Source organism: Candidatus Limnocylindrales bacterium (genome assembly GCA_035626395.1).
Classification (GTDB): Bacteria; Desulfobacterota; Binatia; order UBA1149; family CAITLU01; genus DASPNH01.
Map to the genome: position 1 here is coordinate 83565 of DASPNR010000011.1, position 19744 is coordinate 103308.

The 19744-nt window shown below is 68.4% G+C and carries 15 protein-coding genes; 4 read left to right on the forward strand and 11 right to left on the reverse strand.

Annotated features, from left to right (window positions below):
- Positions 1-48 precede the first annotated feature (48 nt).
- From VEC57_06260 to VEC57_06270, 3 genes are all read right to left on the reverse strand, one after another.
- A complete protein-coding gene (locus VEC57_06260; protein ID HYB98723.1) occupies positions 49-552 on the reverse strand; it encodes a hypothetical protein in 504 nt (167 codons plus the stop codon).
- Positions 553-728: 176 nt separating this feature from the next.
- A complete protein-coding gene (locus VEC57_06265) occupies positions 729-2894 on the reverse strand; it encodes an amylo-alpha-1,6-glucosidase (GenBank protein HYB98724.1) in 2166 nt (721 codons plus the stop codon).
- Between the two features lie 32 nt (positions 2895-2926).
- Positions 2927-4033, reverse strand: coding sequence for a glycosyltransferase family 4 protein (locus VEC57_06270; protein HYB98725.1), 1107 nt, complete (start codon positions 4031-4033; stop codon positions 2927-2929).
- 145 nt (positions 4034-4178) lie between these two features.
- Between VEC57_06270 and VEC57_06275 the strand changes: the two genes are divergently transcribed.
- Positions 4179-5309, forward strand: coding sequence for a class I SAM-dependent RNA methyltransferase (locus VEC57_06275; protein HYB98726.1), 1131 nt, complete (start codon positions 4179-4181; stop codon positions 5307-5309).
- 50 nt (positions 5310-5359) lie between these two features.
- The gene (locus VEC57_06280; GenBank protein ID HYB98727.1) at positions 5360-7276 is read left to right on the forward strand and encodes a sigma 54-interacting transcriptional regulator; all 1917 of its coding nucleotides are present in this window, start codon (positions 5360-5362) and stop codon (positions 7274-7276) included.
- A 54-nt stretch (positions 7277-7330) separates the two neighbouring features.
- On the opposite strand, the gene VEC57_06285 is transcribed toward VEC57_06280, so the two are convergent.
- Entirely contained in the window at positions 7331-10087 is a 2757-nt protein-coding gene (locus tag VEC57_06285) for a hypothetical protein (protein ID HYB98728.1), read from the reverse strand.
- Between the two features lie 465 nt (positions 10088-10552).
- Between VEC57_06285 and VEC57_06290 the strand changes: the two genes are divergently transcribed.
- Both VEC57_06290 and VEC57_06295 read left to right on the forward strand, forming a co-directional pair.
- Entirely contained in the window at positions 10553-10819 is a 267-nt protein-coding gene (locus VEC57_06290) for an STAS domain-containing protein (protein HYB98729.1), read from the forward strand.
- Positions 10816-11520 carry a sigma-70 family RNA polymerase sigma factor gene (locus VEC57_06295; GenBank protein ID HYB98730.1) on the forward strand — a complete coding sequence of 235 codons (705 nt, stop codon included), beginning with the start codon at positions 10816-10818 and terminating at the stop codon, positions 11518-11520. The genes VEC57_06290 and VEC57_06295 overlap by 4 nt, the downstream gene beginning before the upstream one ends.
- 27 nt (positions 11521-11547) lie before the next feature.
- Here VEC57_06295 and VEC57_06300 read toward each other — a convergent pair whose 3' ends face one another.
- The 7 genes from VEC57_06300 to VEC57_06330 all read right to left on the reverse strand — a co-directional run bounded on the left by VEC57_06300 (position 11548) and on the right by VEC57_06330 (position 19705).
- Positions 11548-12186 (reverse strand): glutathione S-transferase family protein, encoded by a 639-nt coding sequence (locus VEC57_06300; GenBank protein ID HYB98731.1) that lies wholly within the window; start codon positions 12184-12186, stop codon positions 11548-11550.
- 67 nt (positions 12187-12253) lie between these two features.
- Positions 12254-12724, reverse strand: a complete 471-nt coding sequence (locus VEC57_06305; protein HYB98732.1) for a hypothetical protein — start codon at positions 12722-12724, stop codon at positions 12254-12256.
- Entirely contained in the window at positions 12721-15249 is a 2529-nt protein-coding gene (locus VEC57_06310) for a choice-of-anchor L domain-containing protein (GenBank protein ID HYB98733.1), read from the reverse strand. Before VEC57_06310 ends, VEC57_06305 begins: the two co-directional genes overlap by 4 nt.
- Before the next feature lie 185 nt (positions 15250-15434).
- Positions 15435-16844 carry a hypothetical protein gene (locus tag VEC57_06315; protein ID HYB98734.1) on the reverse strand — a complete coding sequence of 470 codons (1410 nt, stop codon included), beginning with the start codon at positions 16842-16844 and terminating at the stop codon, positions 15435-15437.
- 365 nt (positions 16845-17209) lie between these two features.
- On the reverse strand, positions 17210-17476 hold the full coding sequence (locus VEC57_06320; GenBank protein HYB98735.1) for a zf-HC2 domain-containing protein: 267 nt from the start codon (positions 17474-17476) through the stop codon (positions 17210-17212).
- Between the two features lie 26 nt (positions 17477-17502).
- Positions 17503-19386 (reverse strand): NAD(P)/FAD-dependent oxidoreductase, encoded by a 1884-nt coding sequence (locus VEC57_06325; protein HYB98736.1) that lies wholly within the window; start codon positions 19384-19386, stop codon positions 17503-17505.
- Positions 19387-19468: 82 nt separating this feature from the next.
- Positions 19469-19705, reverse strand: a complete 237-nt coding sequence (locus VEC57_06330) for a hypothetical protein (GenBank protein ID HYB98737.1) — start codon at positions 19703-19705, stop codon at positions 19469-19471.
- Positions 19706-19744 lie beyond the last annotated feature (39 nt).

Consider the following 19744-nt stretch of genomic DNA (forward strand, 5'->3'; position numbering starts at 1 on the left):
AGTGACAGACACGAGCTTTTCCTGTCGCGCGACGAGTGGGCGGCGCTCTCAGTCCTCGCCGCGATAGCCGGCGCCGCCGCGGCGATAGTCCTCTTCGCCGGCGCGGCCCGGATCGCCGTCGCTGAAGCCGGCGGCGCCGCGATAACTTTGCTGCTCGCCGGCGCGGCCGCGCTCGTACGGCTCGGTGTCGCTGCGCTCGATCGCGGTGCCGCTGCGCCAAAGGCGTGCGCTCGAGTCCTCGTACTCGTAGCGCGCGCCCGGACGCTTGTCGGTATCGAGCACGGGGTTCTTCGAGTCCTCGCCTTCGGGCGGCGGATGATTCTCACGCTCCTGCAGCTTGCCCATGCGCTCGCGCCACAGGAACTGCAGGGGATCGCCGGCCGCTCCCTTGCCTTCCGGATCCGGGTCCTGCGCTTCGACGATTGCGTCGTCCTGCGCAGTGAGCTGGCCGCCGAGCAGCTCGGCCGCCGCCGGCCGAGCGTTCAGCGCGAGGACGATTGCGGTCGCGGCGAGGGCGTGCGGCCGCGTCGAGCATCGGAGAAGTGCTGTCATTTCACGGCTCTCCTTTTTCGAAGCTTGCTTCCGAGTGTGACCCACCATTGCGTCTCGTCAAGGTCCCGACCTGCCCAAACGCTGAGCAGAAGGCGCCGCGATTCCAGGATTCGAGCCGCGGGCCGCCGAGAGGCGATGTCGACGGCGAACGGAGCGCGAGGCGCCAGGTGCAAACCCTACTTCACCGCGACCACGCGGACGCCGCCTTCGCGGCGGATGACGTTGATGCCGACGTCGCCGCGGTAGCGCTCCAGAAACAGATCGACGCTCTGGCCGTCCACCCGCAGGTTGCTGATGCGAATCCAGCGCAGGAAGCGCGGCAGCGACGGATTGGAGAAGCGCACCTCTCGGCGGCGTGCGTCGATGTGAAGGCCCAGGCTGGCCTGGAGCAGCATGTAAACGGCACCGGCGGCCCAAGCCTGCGGCGAGCATGCCACCGGGTACATGGTGGGACCTTCGCCGGGACGCCGATCGAAGCCGCAGAACAACTCGGGGAGACGGTGCAGGTCCATGAAGCCGGCGGCTTCGAAGAGGCCGTTCATGATGCGCGCGGCGTGGTGCTGCAGGCCGTAGCGCGAGAACCCTGCCGCGATCAGCGCGTTGTCGTGCGGCCACACCGAGCCGTTGTGGTACGACATCGGGTCGTACCGCTTCTCCACGCACGAGCACGTGCGCACGCCCCAGCCCGAATACATGTCTTCGCTCATCAGGCTTTGCGCAACCAGCGCCGCGCGCTCCGCCGAGGCGACGCCGGCGAACAGGCAATGGCCAGGGTTGGACGTGCGAACGCGGCAGGGGCGGCCGGCCCCGTCCAGCGCCAGTGCGTAGCTGGCAATCTCCTCGCACCAGAACCTGGTCTCGAACCGCTCCTTCATCGCGGTGGCCTTGGTCATGTACCCGTCGACCAGATGCGGCCGGCCGAGCATCGTGGCCAGCTGCGCGGCGGCCCTGTAGGCGGCGTACACGTATCCCTGCACTTCGCACAGCGCGATGGGCCCGTCGGCCAGCTCGCCGTCGGCGTGGAAGACCGAATCGTTCGAGTCCTTCCAGCCCTGCTGCACCAGCCCCTTGGGCGAGCGGCGCTGGTAGTCGACCATGCCGTCACCGTCGGTGTCGCCGTAGCGGTCGATCCACTCGAGCGCGCGCTCCACGTTCGGCCACAGCGACTCGACGAACGCGATGTCGCCGCTGCGCTCGGCATACTCCCACGCCAGCATCACGAACAGCGGCGTGGAATCGACGCTGCCATAGTAGCGCCCGAAGGGAACCTCGCCGAGCGCGGCCATTTCGCCCTTGCGCGTCTCGTGCAGGATCTTCCCGGGCCTCGCATCGCGCTCCGCATCATCCTCGCGCGCCTGCGTGGCGGCCAGATGCGCGAGCACGCCTCGCGCGATGCCCGGATTGACCCACAGCGTCTCCAGCGCCGTGATGATGCCGTCGCGCCCGAAGACCGTGCTGAACCACGGCACGCCCGCGTAAGGATAGGGCCCGTCGGGCGTGTTGGTGGTCATCATGTGCAGATCGACCAGAGAGCGATTGATCCAGTCGTTGAACTGCCCGTTGGATGTGTGGATGACGCTGTCGTGCTCGCGGGCGGAGCGGAACGCGTCGTCGGACAGCGCCGCACCGGTGGCGTAGTCGACCGTGATGCGGCAGCGCTCGCCGACGTTGCAGGAGACGGTCAGGAAGACGGTGACGACGTCGCGCGGCGCCAGATCGAGCCGGTACTCGATGTGTTCGGCGGAACGCGAGGCCGGCACCGGATCGAAGGTGATGTAGGAGGTGCGCGTAACGTCGTCGAGTCCTAGATAGGAGAGCGCGATCTTTCCCTCGTCCAGAGCCGGCTCGCGGCGGTGGCCGTGCGAGCGACGCTCCATGCCGCGCACCTCGAAGATGTCGGCGAAGTCGGCGTCGAAGCGGAGCGTCATCGGAAGCCGGACGTGGGCCAGCGAATAGTTGGTGACGCGGATGCGCTCGTAGCAGGCACCCTGCCACAGGAACTTGCTCCGGAAGATGTGCACCGCCCCGCGCGGCACCACCACCTGATGGTCATGCGAGATGTCGGGATTGGTCAGGTCGACCGCCAGCAGCGCGTTGTCTTCCTTGACCGTGGAGCTGAGCAGCAGCGGACGTTCGCTGCCCAGATGCAGAGTCAGCAGCGAAAGGTAGCGCGTCCCTTCGTGGTAGATGCCCTGCTCGCGCAGGCCGAGCGGCCGGATGTCGCCGTAGCGGTCGAAGACTGCGAAGGTCTCCCCATGCTTGAGGACCCGTGTCCGGTCGTCGGCGAGCGAGGACGATGCGCGAATGTAGTACTCGTCCTGGACCTGGATGATTTCGCTCACGCAATCTCACCTTTGCTTCGCACGCCCGGCTCTTACGACAGGCGCAGGCCGCCGTCTCCTCCAGCCACGGAGCCGCCTGGCGTGTCGCCGGCTACGCAAGGGTCGGAGGAGGTCATTCGTCCAGCCACGCTTTCGTAGATTTTCACGTACTCGCGCGCCATGCGGCTGCTGACGAAGCGGCGCTCGAACCGCTCGCGGCAGCGCCTGCGGCTGAGGCGGTCGATGCGCGCGACGGCCTGCACGGCGCCGTCGATGTCGCGCACGACGTAGCCGCTGACCCCGTCCTCGATCACTTCCGCTACCGATCCTCGTTCGAACGCGATGACCGGCGTGCCGCACGCCATCGCCTCGATCATCACCAGCCCGAAAGGCTCCGGCCAGTCGATGGGAAACAGGAGCGCGGCGGCGTTGCCGAGAAACGCCTGCTTGTCGGCCTGCGCGATCTCGCCTATCCATTCGATGCCAGGCCGATCCAGCTGCGGCTTGATCGTCTCCTCGAAGTAGCGCCGGTCGGCGGCGTCCACCTTGGCCGCGATCTTCAGCGGCCAGCCCAGACGAGTCGCGATCCGGATTGCACGATCCAGGCCCTTTTCCGGCGAGACGCGTCCGAGGAAGGCCAGATACCCTTCGGCGTTCTCCGACAGCTCGTACATGTCGGGAGGCAGCCCATGGTGCACGGTGCCCGCCCATGGAAGCCAGGGCAGAGGCTCGCGCTGGGCGTTGGAAATCGACACCACCACCATCTCCGAGAACTCGCGATACAGCGGCACCAGATCGGGAATGTCCAGACGGCCGTGCAGCGTCGTCACGTGCGGCGTGCGGATCTGCCGGGAGAACGGGAAATGCATGTAGTCGCAGTGGTAGTGGATGATGTCGTAGTAATGGGCCTCGCGCTTCAGCCGCTCGAGCATCACCAGGTGGTGCGCGAGTTGGTCACAGGAGCTCTCGTTCAGTCGCAGCGAGCGCGGGCAGGTGGCCACCAGCCTTGCGCTCGTGACCGAATCCCCGCTGGCATAGAGCGTGACCTCGTGTCCCATCTGGACCAGCTCTTCGGTGAGCCAGGAAACGACCCGTTCGGTGCCGCCGTAACATCGTGGGGGAACGCTTTCATACAGAGGAGAAACCTGGGCGATGCGCACGTGACCTCCGTGCCGTCGGACTCTAGCATGAACCTCCCGCGACTGTGGCTCACCGCGCCGCCGAAATCGTCGCGCGCGCCCGCCGGCGCTCGCGTGCGTGCCACTCCATTGGGCTACACACGCGAACCCCTGTAGCGTGGCGCACGTGAAGCTCGACCTCGTCGCCACGTCCACGTTCGGCCTGGAAGCCGTGGTCATGCGCGAGCTTGCGACGCTCGGCCATGCCGACGCGCGATCGCCGCAGACGGGCCGGGTCGAATTCTCCGGCGACGCCACCGCGCTCGTGCGTGCGAACATCTGGCTGCGCAGCGCCGACCGCATTCTCGTCCGCGTGGCACGCCGCGAAGGCATCACCGATTTCGATACGCTGCTCGACCTGTCCTACGAGCTGCCGTGGGAGGAGTGGATCGCGCCGGATGCCGCGTTTCCCGTAGCGGGGCGGTCGATCAAGAGCGGGCTCGCCAGCGTCCCGGCGGTGCAACGCACCGTCAAGAAGGCCATCGCGGAGCGGCTGCTGAGGGCGCACCGTTGCCGGCATCTGCCCGAAAGCGGCGCAACCGTCGCCGTCGAGGCCGCCCTTCTCAAGGACTGCCTGACGCTCACCATCGACAGCAGCGGCCCCGGTCTGCACAAGCGCGGCTACCGCGACCTGACCGCCGCGGCACCGCTTCGCGAGACGCTGGCGGCGGCGCTGGTGGAGCTGTCGTTCTGGAAGCGCGATCGCCCGCTCATCGATCCCTTCTGCGGCAGCGGAACCATCGCGATCGAAGCCGCGATGATCGGCCGCAACATGGCTCCGGGGCTTCGCCGCGGCTTCGCGGCCGAGGAATGGGATGCCATCGACCAGCGCATCTGGCACGAACAGCGGCGCGCGGCCGAGGCTGCGGTGCAGCCGCCGATGCAGGAACGCATCATCGCGACCGACCTGGACGAGCAGGCGCTGTCGATGGCGCGACGTCATGCCGAGCGCGCAGGCGTCGCCGAGGACATCCATTTTCAGCGCCTCGCCTTCCACGAGCTGTCGTCGAGCCGCAAGTACGGCTGCCTCATCACCAACCCGCCCTATGGCATCCGCATGGAGGATCGCCGCGACGTGCTCGAGCTCTACGAGTCGATGCCGGAGGTGTTCGAGCGGCTGCCGACTTGGTCGTTCTTCATCCTGACGTCGTGGCCGGGTTTCGAGCAGGTGGTGGGCCGGCGCGCCGAACGGCGGCGCAAACTGTACAACGCGCAGATCGAGTGCACGTACTACCAGTTTCACGGACCGCGGCCGTAGGAAGGGCGTTGCGTCGGCGCCGGCTCGCGAGCAAGGTTGCCGCTGCGGGCATGACCGTGACCCACGACAGGAACCGCGACGCGCTGCTGCGGCGCGTGGTCGAAGCGGTTGAAGCCGAGACCGGCGATGCGTTCTTCCGCGTCCTCGTGCGCGGGCTCGCCGAGGCCCTCGGCGTCGCCTATGCGTTCGTTTCGGAACTGACGCGTGGCGGCACCTGGTTTCGCAGCCTGGCGCTGTGGGCGCGCGGCCGCGAAGGTGCGGCGTTCGAGATTCCCCTGGATGGCACGCCGTGCGAAGCCGTGCTGTCCGGCCAGGTCCGGCACTACCCTGACAACCTCCGCCAGCGCTTCGAGCGCGACACGGCGCTGCGGGCCTGGAACGTGCAAAGCTACGCCGGCGTTCCCATGATCGATTCGGCCGGCAAGGTGCTGGGCCATTTTGCCGTCCTCGACGAGCGGCCGATGTCGGAGGAGCGCGCTGCCGCCGCAACCGACGTCATGCGCATCTTCGCAGCCCGCGCGGTGGCCGAGATCGAACGAGCGCGCGCGGTCGAGGCGCTGCGCCAGAGCCAGACGCGGCTGTCGCGGCTGATCGACGGCGCCAGCGACGGCATCGTCAGCTACGGCGACGACGGCGTCATCGTGCTCTTCAACCGCGCCGCCGAACGCATCCTCGGCTGCAAGGCCCAGGACGCCGTCGGCACCAACGTGTCGCGCTTTGGCACCGAGGAAGGACTGCGCCTGGTCGGCGAATCGATCGAGAAGCTGGCGCGCGATCCCGATGCGCTGATCTTCGCCGGCGGCGACGAAGGCGTTCCAGCCAGGCGCGCCGACGGCAGCGTCTTCATGCACGAGGCGTCGCTGTCGCGCAGCGACGTGGATGGACACCCGCTCTACACCGTGATCTTCCGCGACGTCGAAGAACGGCGGCGCGTCAGCCGCCAGATGCTCGATCTGCGCAGGCAGAACGACTACCTGCGCGAGGAGCTCGGCTGGATCTACAACGTCGAAGAAATCGTCGGCCGCAGCGCGGCGGTACGAAACGTCGTCGAGCAGATCGAGCGCGTGGCACCGACCGATTCCACCGTCCTCCTCCGCGGCGAGTCCGGCACCGGCAAGGAGCTGTTCGCGCGCGCGGTCCATGCGCGCAGCCGCCGGAGCGGCCGGCCGCTGGTCAAGGTCAACTGCGCGGCGCTGTCGCCAGGCCTGGTCGAGGCCGAGCTGTTCGGACACGAAAAGGGCGCGTTCACCGGCGCCGGCGAGCGACGCATCGGGCGCTTCGAGCTGGCGCAGGGCGGCACGATCTTCCTGGACGAGGTCGGCGAGATTCCCTTGGACGTGCAGGTCAAGCTGCTGCGCGTGCTGCAGGAACGGGAGATCGAGCGGGTCGGTGGCAGCATGCCCATCGCGCTGGACGTGCGCGTGATCGCGGCCACCAACCGCGACCTGGAGCGAGCCATCGTCGAAGGCAAATTCCGCGAGGATCTGTTCTACCGGCTCAGCGTCTTTCCGGTGCGTGTTCCGCCGCTGCGCGAGCGGCCCGGCGACATCCCGCTGCTCACGCGGTTCTTCGTCGAGCGGCACGCCGCGCGCATCGGAAGGCGCATCACGCGCATCGCCCCCGACACGCTCGAGCGGCTGGAGCGCTACGCCTGGCCGGGCAACGTGCGCGAGCTGGAGAACGTCATCGAGCGGGCCATCATCGTTGCCCGCAGCGACGTCCTCGAAGTGGACGCCGCGTCCCTGGCGGGCGCGGCGGCGGTGCCGCTGCACGCGCCGGCCGCTGACAGCGGCGATGCGGCGCGGCCGCCTGCCGAGACCCTGGAAGAGGCCGAGCGGCGTCACATCGCCGCCGCGCTCGACAGCACATCGTGGAGGGTCGAGGGCACCGGCGGCGCTGCGGCGCTTCTCGGCCTGCACCCGAGCACGTTGCGCAGCCGAATGAAGAAGCTCGGACTGGCAAAGTGACGGCGTCGTAGCGGCCGCTCTCCCGCGCGAGCTGCGTCCGCGCGGGTCGGCCGACTACGGCACCGGCAGCAGCGAGCACTGGCAGGCGTCGCCGATCGCCGCGCACCGCGCGCCGATCGGGCAGCTGCCTGCGCACAGCGGCGCCGCCGCATCGCCGCACGGCGGCAGCACGTTGGTGCATCCGCACGTGTCGCCATCGGCCACGCACGCCTGGCCCACGTCGCAGACACCGGCGCAAGTCGGCGCGGCCGCAGTGCCGCAGGCCGGCAGGCCCGGCGCCTGACACTCGCACGCACCGACCACGTCCACGCAGATCTCGCCCTGCGGGCAGAAACCGCCGCAGACAGGCGAGGCGGCGTCTCCGCACTGCGGCAGCGTCGGAATGACGCATTCGCAGGTGCCGTTGTTGTCCATGCACAGATCGCCGGCGGTCGGGCACACGCCGCCGCACGTGGGCGCCGTCGCCTCACCGCAGGCGGGCAAGGGAAGCCCGGTGCACTGGCAGGAGCCGGCGTTGTCGGTGCAGGCCTGTCCGACCGGGCAGACGCCGCCGCAGACCGGCGACTCCGAGTCCTCGCAATCGGGCACGGGCAGCAACGTCGTCGTGGTCGTGCCGCCTGCCGTGCAGTTGGCGCCGGAGGGAAACTCGTAGGGCAGCTGGCGATTGCTCTGGCAGCGGATGTCGGCGGTGAAGTCGAGCGCGAACGTTCCCGGCCCGGGCAGACCGCCCGAGATGTTCACCGCCGGATTGGTGGTGGGCGGGATGCAGAAGGCGGCAACGTTCAGCGGGTTGAAGATGTCGGCGCGCCCTTCCAGGACGATGGGGTCGGAGTAGCAGCGACGGATGTCGAGGACGGTGCAGCTGCCGCCGCCCGAGGCGGCGCAGTCGTTGTCACCGGTGCACGGGATGAAGCCGCGGCCGTCCGGATGCGTGACGGCATCGCAGTACGTGTCGATGGGGCCGGTGACGCATCGCGAGTCGGGACCGCAGGCGAAGCTCTCGCACACGTTCGGCTGCACGCCGGCGCCGCCGCTGGCGGTGCACGCCCCGGCGTCCACCGCCGCGCATTCCGCATCGGAGGAGCAGCCGACCGAGCTGTTGGCCGAGCAGACGCGGCACGGACAATCGGCGCCGGCTGGCGTATCGCACGGCAGGCCGGCTTCGAGCGTACGGGTCCCGGTGCTTCCATTGAGCTCGATCAGCAGGCCGCCGCCGCTGATATTGGTTGCCGGCGCCGGCAGGCAGTCGAAGCTGGTGGGCCCGAACGTGACGTGCTCGCCATTGACGTCGCACGAGCCGCTGCTGAGGCCACCGCTGCAGGTCCCGCCGCGAACGCCGTCGTTGGGCACGGGATCGCCGTCACACGTCGGGCAGGGGTTGGTCGTGCTCAAGCCGAGATGCACCACCGAGGCGAGGCGGATGCGATCCGCCCATTCGCCGGTGCGCAGGTTCATCGTGCCCGAGTAGTCCTCACGGATGCGGTTGACGACGCACACCGGAGTGCCGCCGGCCGACAACGCCAGAGGCGCGCCGAAGTAGCAGCGGCACAGCGAATCCACCGGTCCGCATGCATCGGGATCGGCGCCGTTGATCACCGTGCAGGTGGTCTGCGGGTTGGAGGTACAGCGGCAGTTCGACGTCGGGTCGCCGGCACGGACGTTGAGAGACACCGCGCAGTTCTCGCAATCCTCGTTGCACGTGACGTCGACGACGTCGCCGGTCTTGTTGGGAACATCGACGTCGTGCGCGCTGCCCGACCATCCCGTGCTCAGGCTGGTTCGGGTTGGAGGGGTATCGTATTTGGCGTTGATCGTACGGCGGATGGTCGCCGGCTCGCAGGGTCCGCTCGCCGTGGAGATGCAACGGCAACGATCAGCATCGGAGGTGCAGGCGGTGCCGGAGGGGCAGCTTCCGTTGCATTGCGGGTAGCTGTCGCCGCAGGTGTCCGACGGAATGGTCGTGGTCGTAGACGGAGCTTCGGTGGTCGTGGGCGGCTCGGCCGTCGTGGTAGTGGGCCCGACCACGGTCGTGGTGGTGACCGGAACAACGGGAACCGAATACGCATTGCGGATCAGCGCCGAGCCGGTGGCGTCCGCGAATGCCTGCGCGCACGCCAGCAAGGCCTCGAGGCTGTCGCCGCACGCGTTCATGGTGGACAGCTCGGAGGACGCCAGGTTGCAGCTGCGCGCGACCTTCTTGCGCATGCGCGCGCGTGCCTTCTCGATGCGACCGCTGGCGTCGTCGCCCTCGCAGGCGTAGGCCGCGCCGCCGCCGCTCGAGTCGGAGCGGGACTGGCACTGGCGGCGCTCGCGCATGATCTGGCGAACCAGCAGCGAGGAGCTCTTGCCGAGCGTGCCCTGACACCTGCGCGGACCGCCGGCCAGAGCGCCGCCGGGCTCGCCCATCGTCTGCGCGCCAAGCGCAGCCACACCCGCATCCGACAGACCCATCAGACAGTCGGCAACTTCGCCGAAATCGTCGATCGCCGTTGTCGCGCCGCCATCGTCGGCCGCCGCTGCCGGCGGCGGACACGCCGGATATTGGCCCAGCAACGACGTGGACCGCCGGCAGGCGATCAGGACGTCGGTGCGCAGCTCGGTGCGTGTTGCCGGCAGACGGCCGAGAAAGTCGGCGCTGTCGACGTCATTGCAGTCGACATCGGCGGGAACCGAGCCGAGGCTGCGGCGCTTGTGGCAGTTGACCAGGAACTGCGTCGTGGTGTTCGCGTAGTCTTCCATCGCGCCTGCGATGGTGTCGCGGCATTCGGTTTCGCCGGGCGTCAGCGCGCCGGCCGTCGCAGTATTGAGCAATGAAAAAATAACGAACGTCGAGAAAGCGAGACGACGGCAGCGCATGCGATCTCCCCCTGTCGGCATGCAGGCCGCCTCGTTGCCGCCTGCACGGTCCCCTCCAGTGCTAACTGCGCCGGACGCTGCGAACAAGTTTGTTTCTCGAGAAATACGCCGAGATTGCGAGGAAGCGCGATGTGCAGCGTCGTCCGGAACGCCGCACGAAGCGATTTCCCATGGGCCGCGCCCAGCGGGCGATGCCCGGTCCCGGCTGCCACGCTTCGCGCCTGCCTGCGAAATGTCGTGGCCGTGGCCGCGACCGATCGTGGCGGCGGCGGACCCGCCGTGGGCGCAGCTGCGCGCTGCGCGCGCGCCGGCGGCCTAAGTCGCGGCACCACGGCACTTTTCCCCTGCGCGGCCGAACGCCGCGGCACTGGTACGCGCCTTGCTCAACAGCCCTGCCAAACGCCGAGGAAACGGAGAGCGATGCTGAGGATCACAAGAGACGACCGTGCTTTGCACTCGACGAGGCTGCACCTGGAAGGACGCCTGACCCGGCTCGAAGCCGAGGCTCTCGAGCAGGCCTGCGCCGAATGCCGGACGATCGAGCGCGATCTCGTCCTCGACCTGTCGGGAGTGCGCTTCGCCGACGAGACCGGCGCTGCGCTCCTTCGCCGGCTGCGCTCCCAGAACGCGGTGCTTGCCAATCCCACGCCGTTTCTCAGCGAGCTGCTTTCGGAGGAGGACGTATGAACGCTGCATCGACTGCCCGCGCTCGAGCCGCACGACGCGGCTCGCCGCCATCGACCGATGCCGACGTCTCGGTGGTCCCGTCGGACGCCGCCATGGTCGGCGCGGCGATTCGTGATGAGGCCAGCCTCGTGGCCCGCTTGCGAGACGGTGACCGCGACGCCTACGAGACGCTGGTGCGAAGCTGCGGCGGCCGCATGCTCGCGACCGCCCGCCGCATGCTCGGCGATGAGGAGGAGGCGCGCAACGTCGTGCAGGACGCTTTCCTGTCGGCGTACCGCTCCATCGGCCGCTTCGCCGGCGACTCGCAGCTCGCCACCTGGCTGCACCGCATCGTCATCAACGCCGCGCTGATGCGGCTGCGCGCGCGTCGGCGGCGGCCGGAAATATCGATCGAGGAGCTGCTACCGACATTCGACGGCGACGGCCTGCACCGCGACCGCTTCGAGCTGCCCGATGACAGAAGCGTCGATGCGGGCCGGGAGCTCGACCGAGCAGCGTTGCGGCAGCGAGTGCGCGACTGCATCGAGCTGCTCCCGCAAAGCTACCGAACGATCCTGATGCTGCGGGACATCGAAGAGATCTCCACCGAAGAGGTCGCCGAGATGCTCGGCCTGACACGCGAGAATGTGAAGACGCGGCTGCACCGCGCGCGTCAGGCGCTCAAGGCGCTCCTGGAGCGCGAGGGAGCGCTCCAGGATTGACGGGCGCAGCAGCGAAGCGCTGCCAGCTTACGGCTCCTGGCGCGCGAGCCCGAGCCACTTCTGCATCGCCGGCAGCGCCCACACATCATCCATGTACCGACGGCACACCTCGTCGACCCTCACCGCGTAGGTCGTGAAACGGGAGACCACCGGCGCGAACATCGCATCGGCGATCGAGAACTCGCCGAAGAGGAAGGGGCCTGCGCCGCCGTAGTCGCGCCGGCAGCCGCGCCAGATGTCCTGAACGCGACCCACGTCCGCGGCCACGTCCCCGGTCAGCTCGGCCAGCGGCGTCGTTGCGCGAAAATTCATCCACAGGACGTTGCGCATCGCGGAGAAGCTCGAGTGCATTTCGGCGCTGACCGAGCGGGCAATGGCCCGGGCAGCCTTGTCGCGTGGCCACAGGTGCCTGTCGCCGAAGGTTTCGGCGAGATGCTCGCAGATCGCCAGGGAGTCCCAGATCGTCAGACCGTCGTGCTCGAGGGCGGGCACATGACCCGACGGCGACCGCGCAAGAATGGCGGCCTTGACGGCCGGTGACTTCCGGTGCGGCCCTTCCAACTCGATGCGCACGGTCGCGAAGGGGATGCCGAACGTTTCCAGCACCAGCCACGGCCGCAGCGACCATGAGGAAAGATTGTAGTTCCCGATGACGAGCGTCAGCACCGGCGCTGCCTTGCACGATCCGCGTCCAAAGTCGCCCTCGCCTACGCGTCGTCGTGGACGGGAAGATTCAAGATCCGGTCCCGGCCAGGCGGGCGAGAGGTTGCGTGGGCCTGGAGGCGCGCAGGGGCCCGGCTCGATAGCCGCTGCCGGGGTCGAGCAGGATCGTGGTCATCGTGCCGGCAAGCTCGCCTGTCAGCGGAACCAGCAGGCGCTGCGCAAGCACCTCCCTGCCCTGCAGCAACGGCAACGTGAACCTGCGCGGCTCGGGATAGGTCACCTCCACGCATCCGTGATCGTTGCGAAGCGTCTCGACCAGCTGCGGCGTCACGGCCAGACGCAGCACCGCATCGGCCGCGTGCACGCTGTCTTCGACGGCTTGGAGCAGCGCAGCGGTGGACGCGTCCTGCACCGGCAGCGCACGCCGCTGGCCGCCCTCGTACACCACGACCTGCAGCTGACCGGCGGCCGTTGCGCGGCAGCCGGCCAGCGCCACGGCCGCTGCCATGAGGGCACGCAGCAGCCGCGGCGGTTTGCTCACGGCGCCGTCTCGACCTTGACGTCGTCGATCGTGATCGCCGAATCGAAGATGCTGTCGCCGACGTCGCTCGCCGCGAATCGCAGCGTCACCGGCTTGTTCGCGTTGGCCGGCAGCAGGTTGGTCAGGTCGAACGTCTCCGTGTTCCAGACCGTGCTCCAGACCTTGCAGTCGTTGCCGCCCGCGCCCACCGTACCTTCGCCATCGATCTCGCAGGGTGGTGCGCTCTGGTCGAAGAACAGCGAGGAGACGGCCACCGAACCGCACAGCGAATCGACGCGCTCGGCCAGGACCTCGCTCGGCCCGCCGGCGTGGCCGAGCGTGACGGTGAAGCGGTCATCGAAGCCGCGGAAGCACCATTCGATGAACTCCTCCGAGCTGAACATCCAGTCGAACGACAGGCTGGTGGCGTTGGCTGGCAGGCAGAACGTCTGCTCGATGCTACCGGAAGCGGTGGTGAAGCCGAGGCCCGTCGAGATCAGGCCCATGTAGCTGCCCTCGGTCGGATCGATGGGACCGAGACCGGAGACGACGCGACCGTCGCCGAAGGGAGTCCATCCGGTCAGGTCGCCCTTCTCGAAGTCGCCGTTGATGAGCTTGCCCGTGTACTCCACCGTCTCCGAGGAATGGTGGGTGAACGTCGCGAACGGCATCGTCGGATCGACCTTCGGCATGACCGGCGTGAACGCCTCCGTCGTATCCATCGCGCCCGTGACCAGGTTGGTGAAGAGCTGCGTGGCCACGTTCTGGGCGAAGTTGCTGTTCACCACGCGCGTGAACGCGTAGTAGTTGGACGCCCCCTTGCCGCGGAACGCCTGGGACATCGTGTTGTTGGCCGAGCTCTGGCACGAGCCGTTGTAGATGATCGAGTTGTCGAAGGTGCCCGACAGGCTCGAGATCTTGCCGGGACGGATCGCGAAGACGCCGCCCATCGTCGAGATGCGGCCGAGCGCCATGTCGACTCCGTGCGAGAGGATGGCCAGGGCGCTGGTGGCCTCGGTGGTGAGGAACACCACCTGATTGCTGCCGTCGAGCGCACCGTGCGTCACCATGATGATGGTGCCGTAGTCGGTGAAGGACGCCACGGAGTCGACGTCGCACTGCGCATCCTTGATGTAGGTGACGTTGAACTTGGGACACTCCGAGTTGCTGAACAGCATCTGCAGGCCGGGGCCTTCGTCGAAAGGCGCGAACTGGAAGTTGTACGCGTCCCAGATCAGCACGTTGTTGTTCTCGACCTTCGCGGTTTCCTCCTCGCCGGCTGCTCCGCCCTCGCCGTCGCGGTACGGCGGCCGCGGCAGCCTCTCGAACTGCGGCGGCTGATACGCCGCGAGCGCGCCGGCAGCGCCGCCCTCCCACGACATTCGCAGCGTCGGCTGACCGCGCGTTCCTTCCGGATTGAGCATGAGGCCGCCGTGCGCGCCGTTCTCGTAGAGGATCCAGATCGTGACGCCGTCCTCGGAGATGCCGGCATCGGCAACGCCCGCAAGCATCTTGATCTCGTCCACGGTGGCCTGGCGTGCTTCGGTGCTGTCGCCGAACATCGCCTTCTTCTCGGTCCAGGTCGAGATCGCCTCGTCCTGGACGTCGACGATCAGCTGCGCATCCGCCATCGTCAGCGGCTCGACGGCTTCGAGAACGAAACCCGAGCGAACCGGCATCGAATTGATCAGCGCCTGCACCGCCAGGTGGAAGGTGCCCGGGTCGAGCGCCGTGATTTCGACCAGGCAGGAGAACACGTTGTCGCCGGCGATGTCGTCGCCGTTGCCGAGGTTGCCGTTGTCGAGCAGCGTACAGACGGCGTTGCCGGTCGGCTCGAAGGCGCCGTCGACCTGGAACGCCTGCACGCTTGCGGTGTCCAGCTGCGGGTCCGGAACGATCTGGGCGAGGATGCGGACCGAGGTCGGATCATCGACGACCAGCGCTGCGGGCGCTGCCTCGACGATGATCGAGGAGGTGGCATCGATCGTCACTTCGTCGGGCTCGCTGACGTCGGCGCCGTCGCTGACCACGAGGCGCGCGACGTACTGGCCGATCAGATCGGGCAGCAGCGTGGGCGTGGAGGTGTTCGCGTTCTGAAGGATCGCCTGGCTGCCGTCGGGCACCGACACCAGCGTCCATTCGTAGCTGAGCTCGTCGCCGTCGTCGTCGGAGGAGCCGCTGCCGTCGAGCATTTCGCCGACGCCGACCACGGCGGTCCCGTCGTCGCCGGCATCGGCCACCGGGACGGAGTTCGCGCACGGACACAGGAGCTGGAGGTTCTGACCGACCGCGATCTTCAGCGCATAGAGCGCATCGGTGGTAAGGATCTTGTCATCGCCATTGGGGTCGCAGATGCACGGCTCCGCGTCGCATTGATCGCCACCGACGGCCGCCTTCAGGATCCCGAGCGCATCGCTCGTGTTCGGCTTGACGCCGTTGCTTACGGGCTGCCCGCAATCGCCGAGCGCCGCGGCCGCCGTCGTCGCTGCGCTGATCGCCAGAACCGTTGCGAGCGCTGCGCGCCGGAACCAGAGCCATCCTTTCATCGCAATCCCCTCCCGCGGCACGTTCAGGCCGGCCCCCCGGCGCACGCCGCAGGACCGCAGTATGCGAAATCCGGCCACGGCACTACCAGCGGCGTCTTTCGCGGCTACCCACTCGATAGAGGGCATCGGCCGCAAAATGGACGCCCGCCCCTCGTGTCCGAGGCGCGGGCGTCGTCACCGCGGGCTCAGTCGCCCTTGTCGCGGAAGATCCAGGGCGTGCTGAGCTGGGAGGGGCCGGAATACTGTGAGCCCCAGCAGTCGCCGGCGTCGTTGATCAACTGGACGATCACGGCGTTCTCCTGCGCAAAGGGCCACGGCATTCCGTTTTCATCGGGCATCGACAGATTTCCGCGGCTTGCGCCGAGGGCGATGCTGGTGCGGCCGCTCTCCTCGGGCCTCAGGCGCAGGCGGAAGATGCCGTCGGGAGTGCGCGCCGAGTCCTTGTAACGCATGGAGGCGCGGCGCTGCGTCCAGCACGGCCCGTAGCGGCAGCGGCCGCCGCCGGGCGCCTTCATCGTCATCGAGAGCTGAGGCGTATCCATGATCGTGTCGTAGACGCACACCGTGTAGTTGGTGACAGCACTGATCGGGTCGCCGAATTCGATCTGCGTCGTCGGCGCGCCGTCGAACCACTCCCATTCCAGGCTGTCGAAGGCGTCGACGCCGTCATCAATGACGCGCAGCCTGGTATGGCGCGGCCTGTCGACCTGCTTGCAGTCGTTGCGCGGAAGCGTCGTGCAATCGGGCGACTCGCCCTCGTCAGGCACGCAGGCGCAGACACCGAGGCCGAGCAGCTCGGTGCAGACCGTGCCGGTGGGACAATCGGCCGAGCAGGCCGGCGCCTCCGCCAGGCCGCACGACAACGGCTCGTCGACGAGGCAGGTGCACAGATCGCCGACGGCAGTGCAGGAGGTTCCCTGCGGACAGTCGTCGACCGCGCACGCAGGCGCGGCAGCCTGCAGGCATCCAGTGGGCAGGTCGACGACGCACGCGCAGGCGCCGATGCCGAGGTCGGTGCAGGTCGTGCCGAGCGGGCAGTCGTCGGCGGCGCACTGCGGCGCCGACGCGGTCGCACAACCCGTCGGGATGCTTGCGCACGCGCAGACGCCGCCGATGTCGTTGCAGACCAGTCCGGCAGGGCACTCGCCATTGCACATCGGCGCCGCAGCCAGAGTGCAGCCGACGACGTCCGGCACGCATCCGCACGCAGCTCCACCGATGTCCTCGCAGCGAAAGCCGCTCGGACAGTCATCCGGCGCGCACGTCGGAGCCGTTGCCGCCGAGCATCCGGTCGCGGGCGTGACACAGCCGCAGGCGCCGCCGGCGTCCTGGCAGACCTGCCCCGGCGGACATTCGCCGTCGCACACCGGTGCACCTGCGGCCACGCAGCTCAATGCGTCGGGGATGCATGCGCAGCCGACTCCGGCACCCGACACGCATCGAAAGCCGTCGGGGCAGTCGGTGCTGCTGCATGCGGGCGCGGCTGCGGTCGTGCAGCCGACCTGGGCGGACACGGAAGAACTCAGAACGAGGATCGCGACCAGCCCGGTCGCGAGCGCGAAGACGGACGAGCAGCAGGGACGATGGTGCTGCATGGCAATCCCTCCCGCGACGGCAGGCTTGGCAACCGCCCACCGCCGAACCGCGATCGATGTTGATCACGGCTGATGCAGAGGAGGAACACGGTCGCGCGCCTGCCGTGAATTTTTTTAGGACTGTCTCAGCGCCCTGAAACACGGCGCAACGCGGCACGATTCCGCGGCCTCGATGCCGGGCGCGGCGGCGTCGACGCCGGCCCTCGCACCGGGCTGGAAGATTGCACGGGTTGGCCGCGCCCTGGCACGTTGCCGCGGGCCGTCGAGTGAATCGTCATTCAAAACTTGAACGCTATCGGCCTTTGCGTGCGTGGCCGCAAAGTTGAGCTGCGTCACACCCGCCGGCCGATGCAGCGACGTATCCATCAGGGGGTGAGCCGTCGCCGGGACGGCAGCACCGCCATCACCGCCGCAACCAGTCTTTCGGGAATGTCCCCGGGAACCGGATCGGCCGCCGCCGTGTCCCGGGCCAGATCCATCGTCCGGCGATAGCCGCGCAGATATTCCATGCACTCGGGACAGTCGCCGAGGTGCGCATCGAAGAGCGCGCGCTGCTCCGCGTCGAGCTCGTCGTCCAGGTAGGCAGCAAGAATGTCGATCAGCTCGCGGCAGCTCAGCTCGGTATCGCTCATGATGCTCTCCTCGAGTCTGCAGGTTGTCAGGCCGCCTCGGAGTCGGCGGCGACGGCGCCCGTGCCGGCCTGCTCCGGCAGCGGCCCACGCAGCGGCGACGGCGAGGGACGCTCCTGCGTCTGTGCGACCGAACGCTCCACCAGAAGGTCGAGCGTCCAGTCGGTGACGATGCGCAGGCGATTGCCGAAACCGACCATCTTGCTCAGGTACAGCGTCCGCCAGATGAGCCAGCCGGCGAAGCCCCAGATGCGGACGCCGAACAGGTCGACGGCCGCGAAATGCTCGCCGACGGACACCAGCGAGCCATGATCGAAGTAGCGGAACGCCCGCGTCCTCTTTCCCCGCAGCAGGCGCACGAGATTCCTGGCCGTGTGGCTTCCCTGCTGGAATGCGACCTGCCCGAGCGGAGGCAGCGCGCGACCGCTGTTCCCGTCGATGGCGGCCGCCGCATCGCCGAGTACGAAGACGTCCTCGAAGCCGGCCGCCCGTAGGTCGGCCTGCACGATCGCGCGGCCGCTGCCGTCGACGCGCAGCGGCGCACACGCAAGCAGTGGCGATGCCGCCACGCCGGCGCACCAGATGCACGTGCGTGCCGGAATGACGGCTCCATCGGACAGATGCACGGCATTGGCCGTCACGGCAGCAACGCGGCATCCGAGCTGTACCTGGCAGCGCATGCGCGAGAGCTGCCGGCCGGTGATGCGCACGACGCTGTCGCGCCAGCCCGGAAGGATCTGCGGGCCCGATTGCACGAGGATGACCCGCACCAGGTCCGCGTCGATCTCCGGGTAGCGTGCGAGCAGCACCTGGAAGATGAGGTCGTGGATCTCGCTGGCCACCTCGACGCCGGTCGGTCCTGCGCCGACGACGACGAACGTGAGAAGCTCGCGCTGCAGCTGCTCGCCGCCACCGGCGGCGGCGCGCTCGAAGCACTCGATGACCTGGTTGCGGACCGCGCTGGCGTCGCCCAGCTCCTTCATGAAGAAGGCGTGCTCGCGCACCCCGCGCGTGCCGAAGGTCTGATTGCAGGAGCCCGGAGCCAGGACCAGGTAGTCGTAGTCGATCTCGACGTCGTGATCGACGCTGCTGCTGCCGTGCGCCGCCGCTTCCACGTGCGCGACCAGCTTGCGGCGCACCGGGTCGATCGCCTCCACGCTGGCCTTCCGAAACCGCACGTTGGTGGATTCGAAGATACGCCGGAAAGGGTTGGCGACCTGGCGCAGCTCGATGGCGCCGGCGGCGGCGCTCGGCAGCAACGGCGGGAACAGGAAGTAGTTGCGCCGGTCCAGGACCTCGATGTCGAGGTCGGGGTGATAGCCTAGCCGGCGGTCGAGGCCGAGCGCCGTGTAGAGGCCGGCAAAGCCGCCACCGACGATGACGACGCGCCGGCGAACGCCCGAGGATCTCCAGCGCGCGTAGATCCACGTCTGCTTCAGCCCGATCACCGTCAGAACGCCCAGGAGCAGCGTGGCACCGGCGGCGAACGCGGTTGCCAGCGGCCGCACCGGCGCCAGGAACGGCACCGTCACCCACATCAGAAGGTCGAAGGCGAAGAAGCCCCGTGCCAGCCAGTGCACGGCTGTCCGCGCGCGGCGTCGCATGGAAGTACGGCGAAACAGCCACCCCGCCACCGACGCCAGCAGCGCGATGGCCATCGTGTGGACGACGAGAAGCAGGGCGTAGTTGGCCGATTGCTGCCGCGCCAGGTTGGCCAGCGCGCTGCCGAGCGACTGCATGAGCGAGGTCGTTCCCGAAGCCCAGCTCGCTTCCAGCACCGCCACGCTCCAGCTCGCGGCGTAGAGAGCCCAGGCGAACAGCAGCGCGATCGAAACGGTCAGCTTGGCGGCAAGAGCGAGGTTGGGAAGGCGGTGGTGCTCGATCTTGCGCATCCGGAAAACTGTTGCGAGCACGCGCGCCCGGCCATCGCGCATGGATTCGCTGCTTCGTTGGATGCCGCTTGCGGAAAAAGGGAACGGGCGAGAGCGTACTTTTTCAACGCTTCGGACGCCGCGACAGGATCGCCTCGGCCAGCTCGTCGGGAAGCTCGGTCTCCAGCTCCTCGTCCTCGAAGGCCGAGCGGGCAGCGTCGATGGTGGCCTCGTATCGGCGAAGGTAGCCGGCGCAGGCGCCGCAGGAGCGCCGGTGCGTGTCGGCTTCGGCCGCGGTCTCGGCGGTCAGCTCGCGCGCAAGGTAGCTCTCGATGGCGGCCACGAACTCGGCGCAGGTCACGCGCGCGCCGATATCACGGAGAATGGCGGCAACCAAGAT

Excerpts from the sequence above, each read along its gene's own strand:
- VEC57_06295 (HYB98730.1), top strand. The coding sequence starts at position 10,816 with ATGAACGCTGCATCGACTGCCCGCGCTCGAGCCGCACGACGCGGCTCG.
- VEC57_06310 (HYB98733.1), bottom strand. The coding sequence starts at position 15,249 with ATGAAAGGATGGCTCTGGTTCCGGCGCGCAGCGCTCGCAACGGTTCTG.
- VEC57_06320 (HYB98735.1), bottom strand. The coding sequence starts at position 17,476 with ATGAGCGATACCGAGCTGAGCTGCCGCGAGCTGATCGACATTCTTGCT.
- VEC57_06280 (HYB98727.1), top strand. The coding sequence starts at position 5,360 with ATGACCGTGACCCACGACAGGAACCGCGACGCGCTGCTGCGGCGCGTG.
- VEC57_06315 (HYB98734.1), bottom strand. The coding sequence starts at position 16,844 with ATGCAGCACCATCGTCCCTGCTGCTCGTCCGTCTTCGCGCTCGCGACC.
- VEC57_06260 (HYB98723.1), bottom strand. The coding sequence starts at position 552 with ATGACAGCACTTCTCCGATGCTCGACGCGGCCGCACGCCCTCGCCGCG.
- VEC57_06290 (HYB98729.1), top strand. The coding sequence starts at position 10,553 with ATGCTGAGGATCACAAGAGACGACCGTGCTTTGCACTCGACGAGGCTG.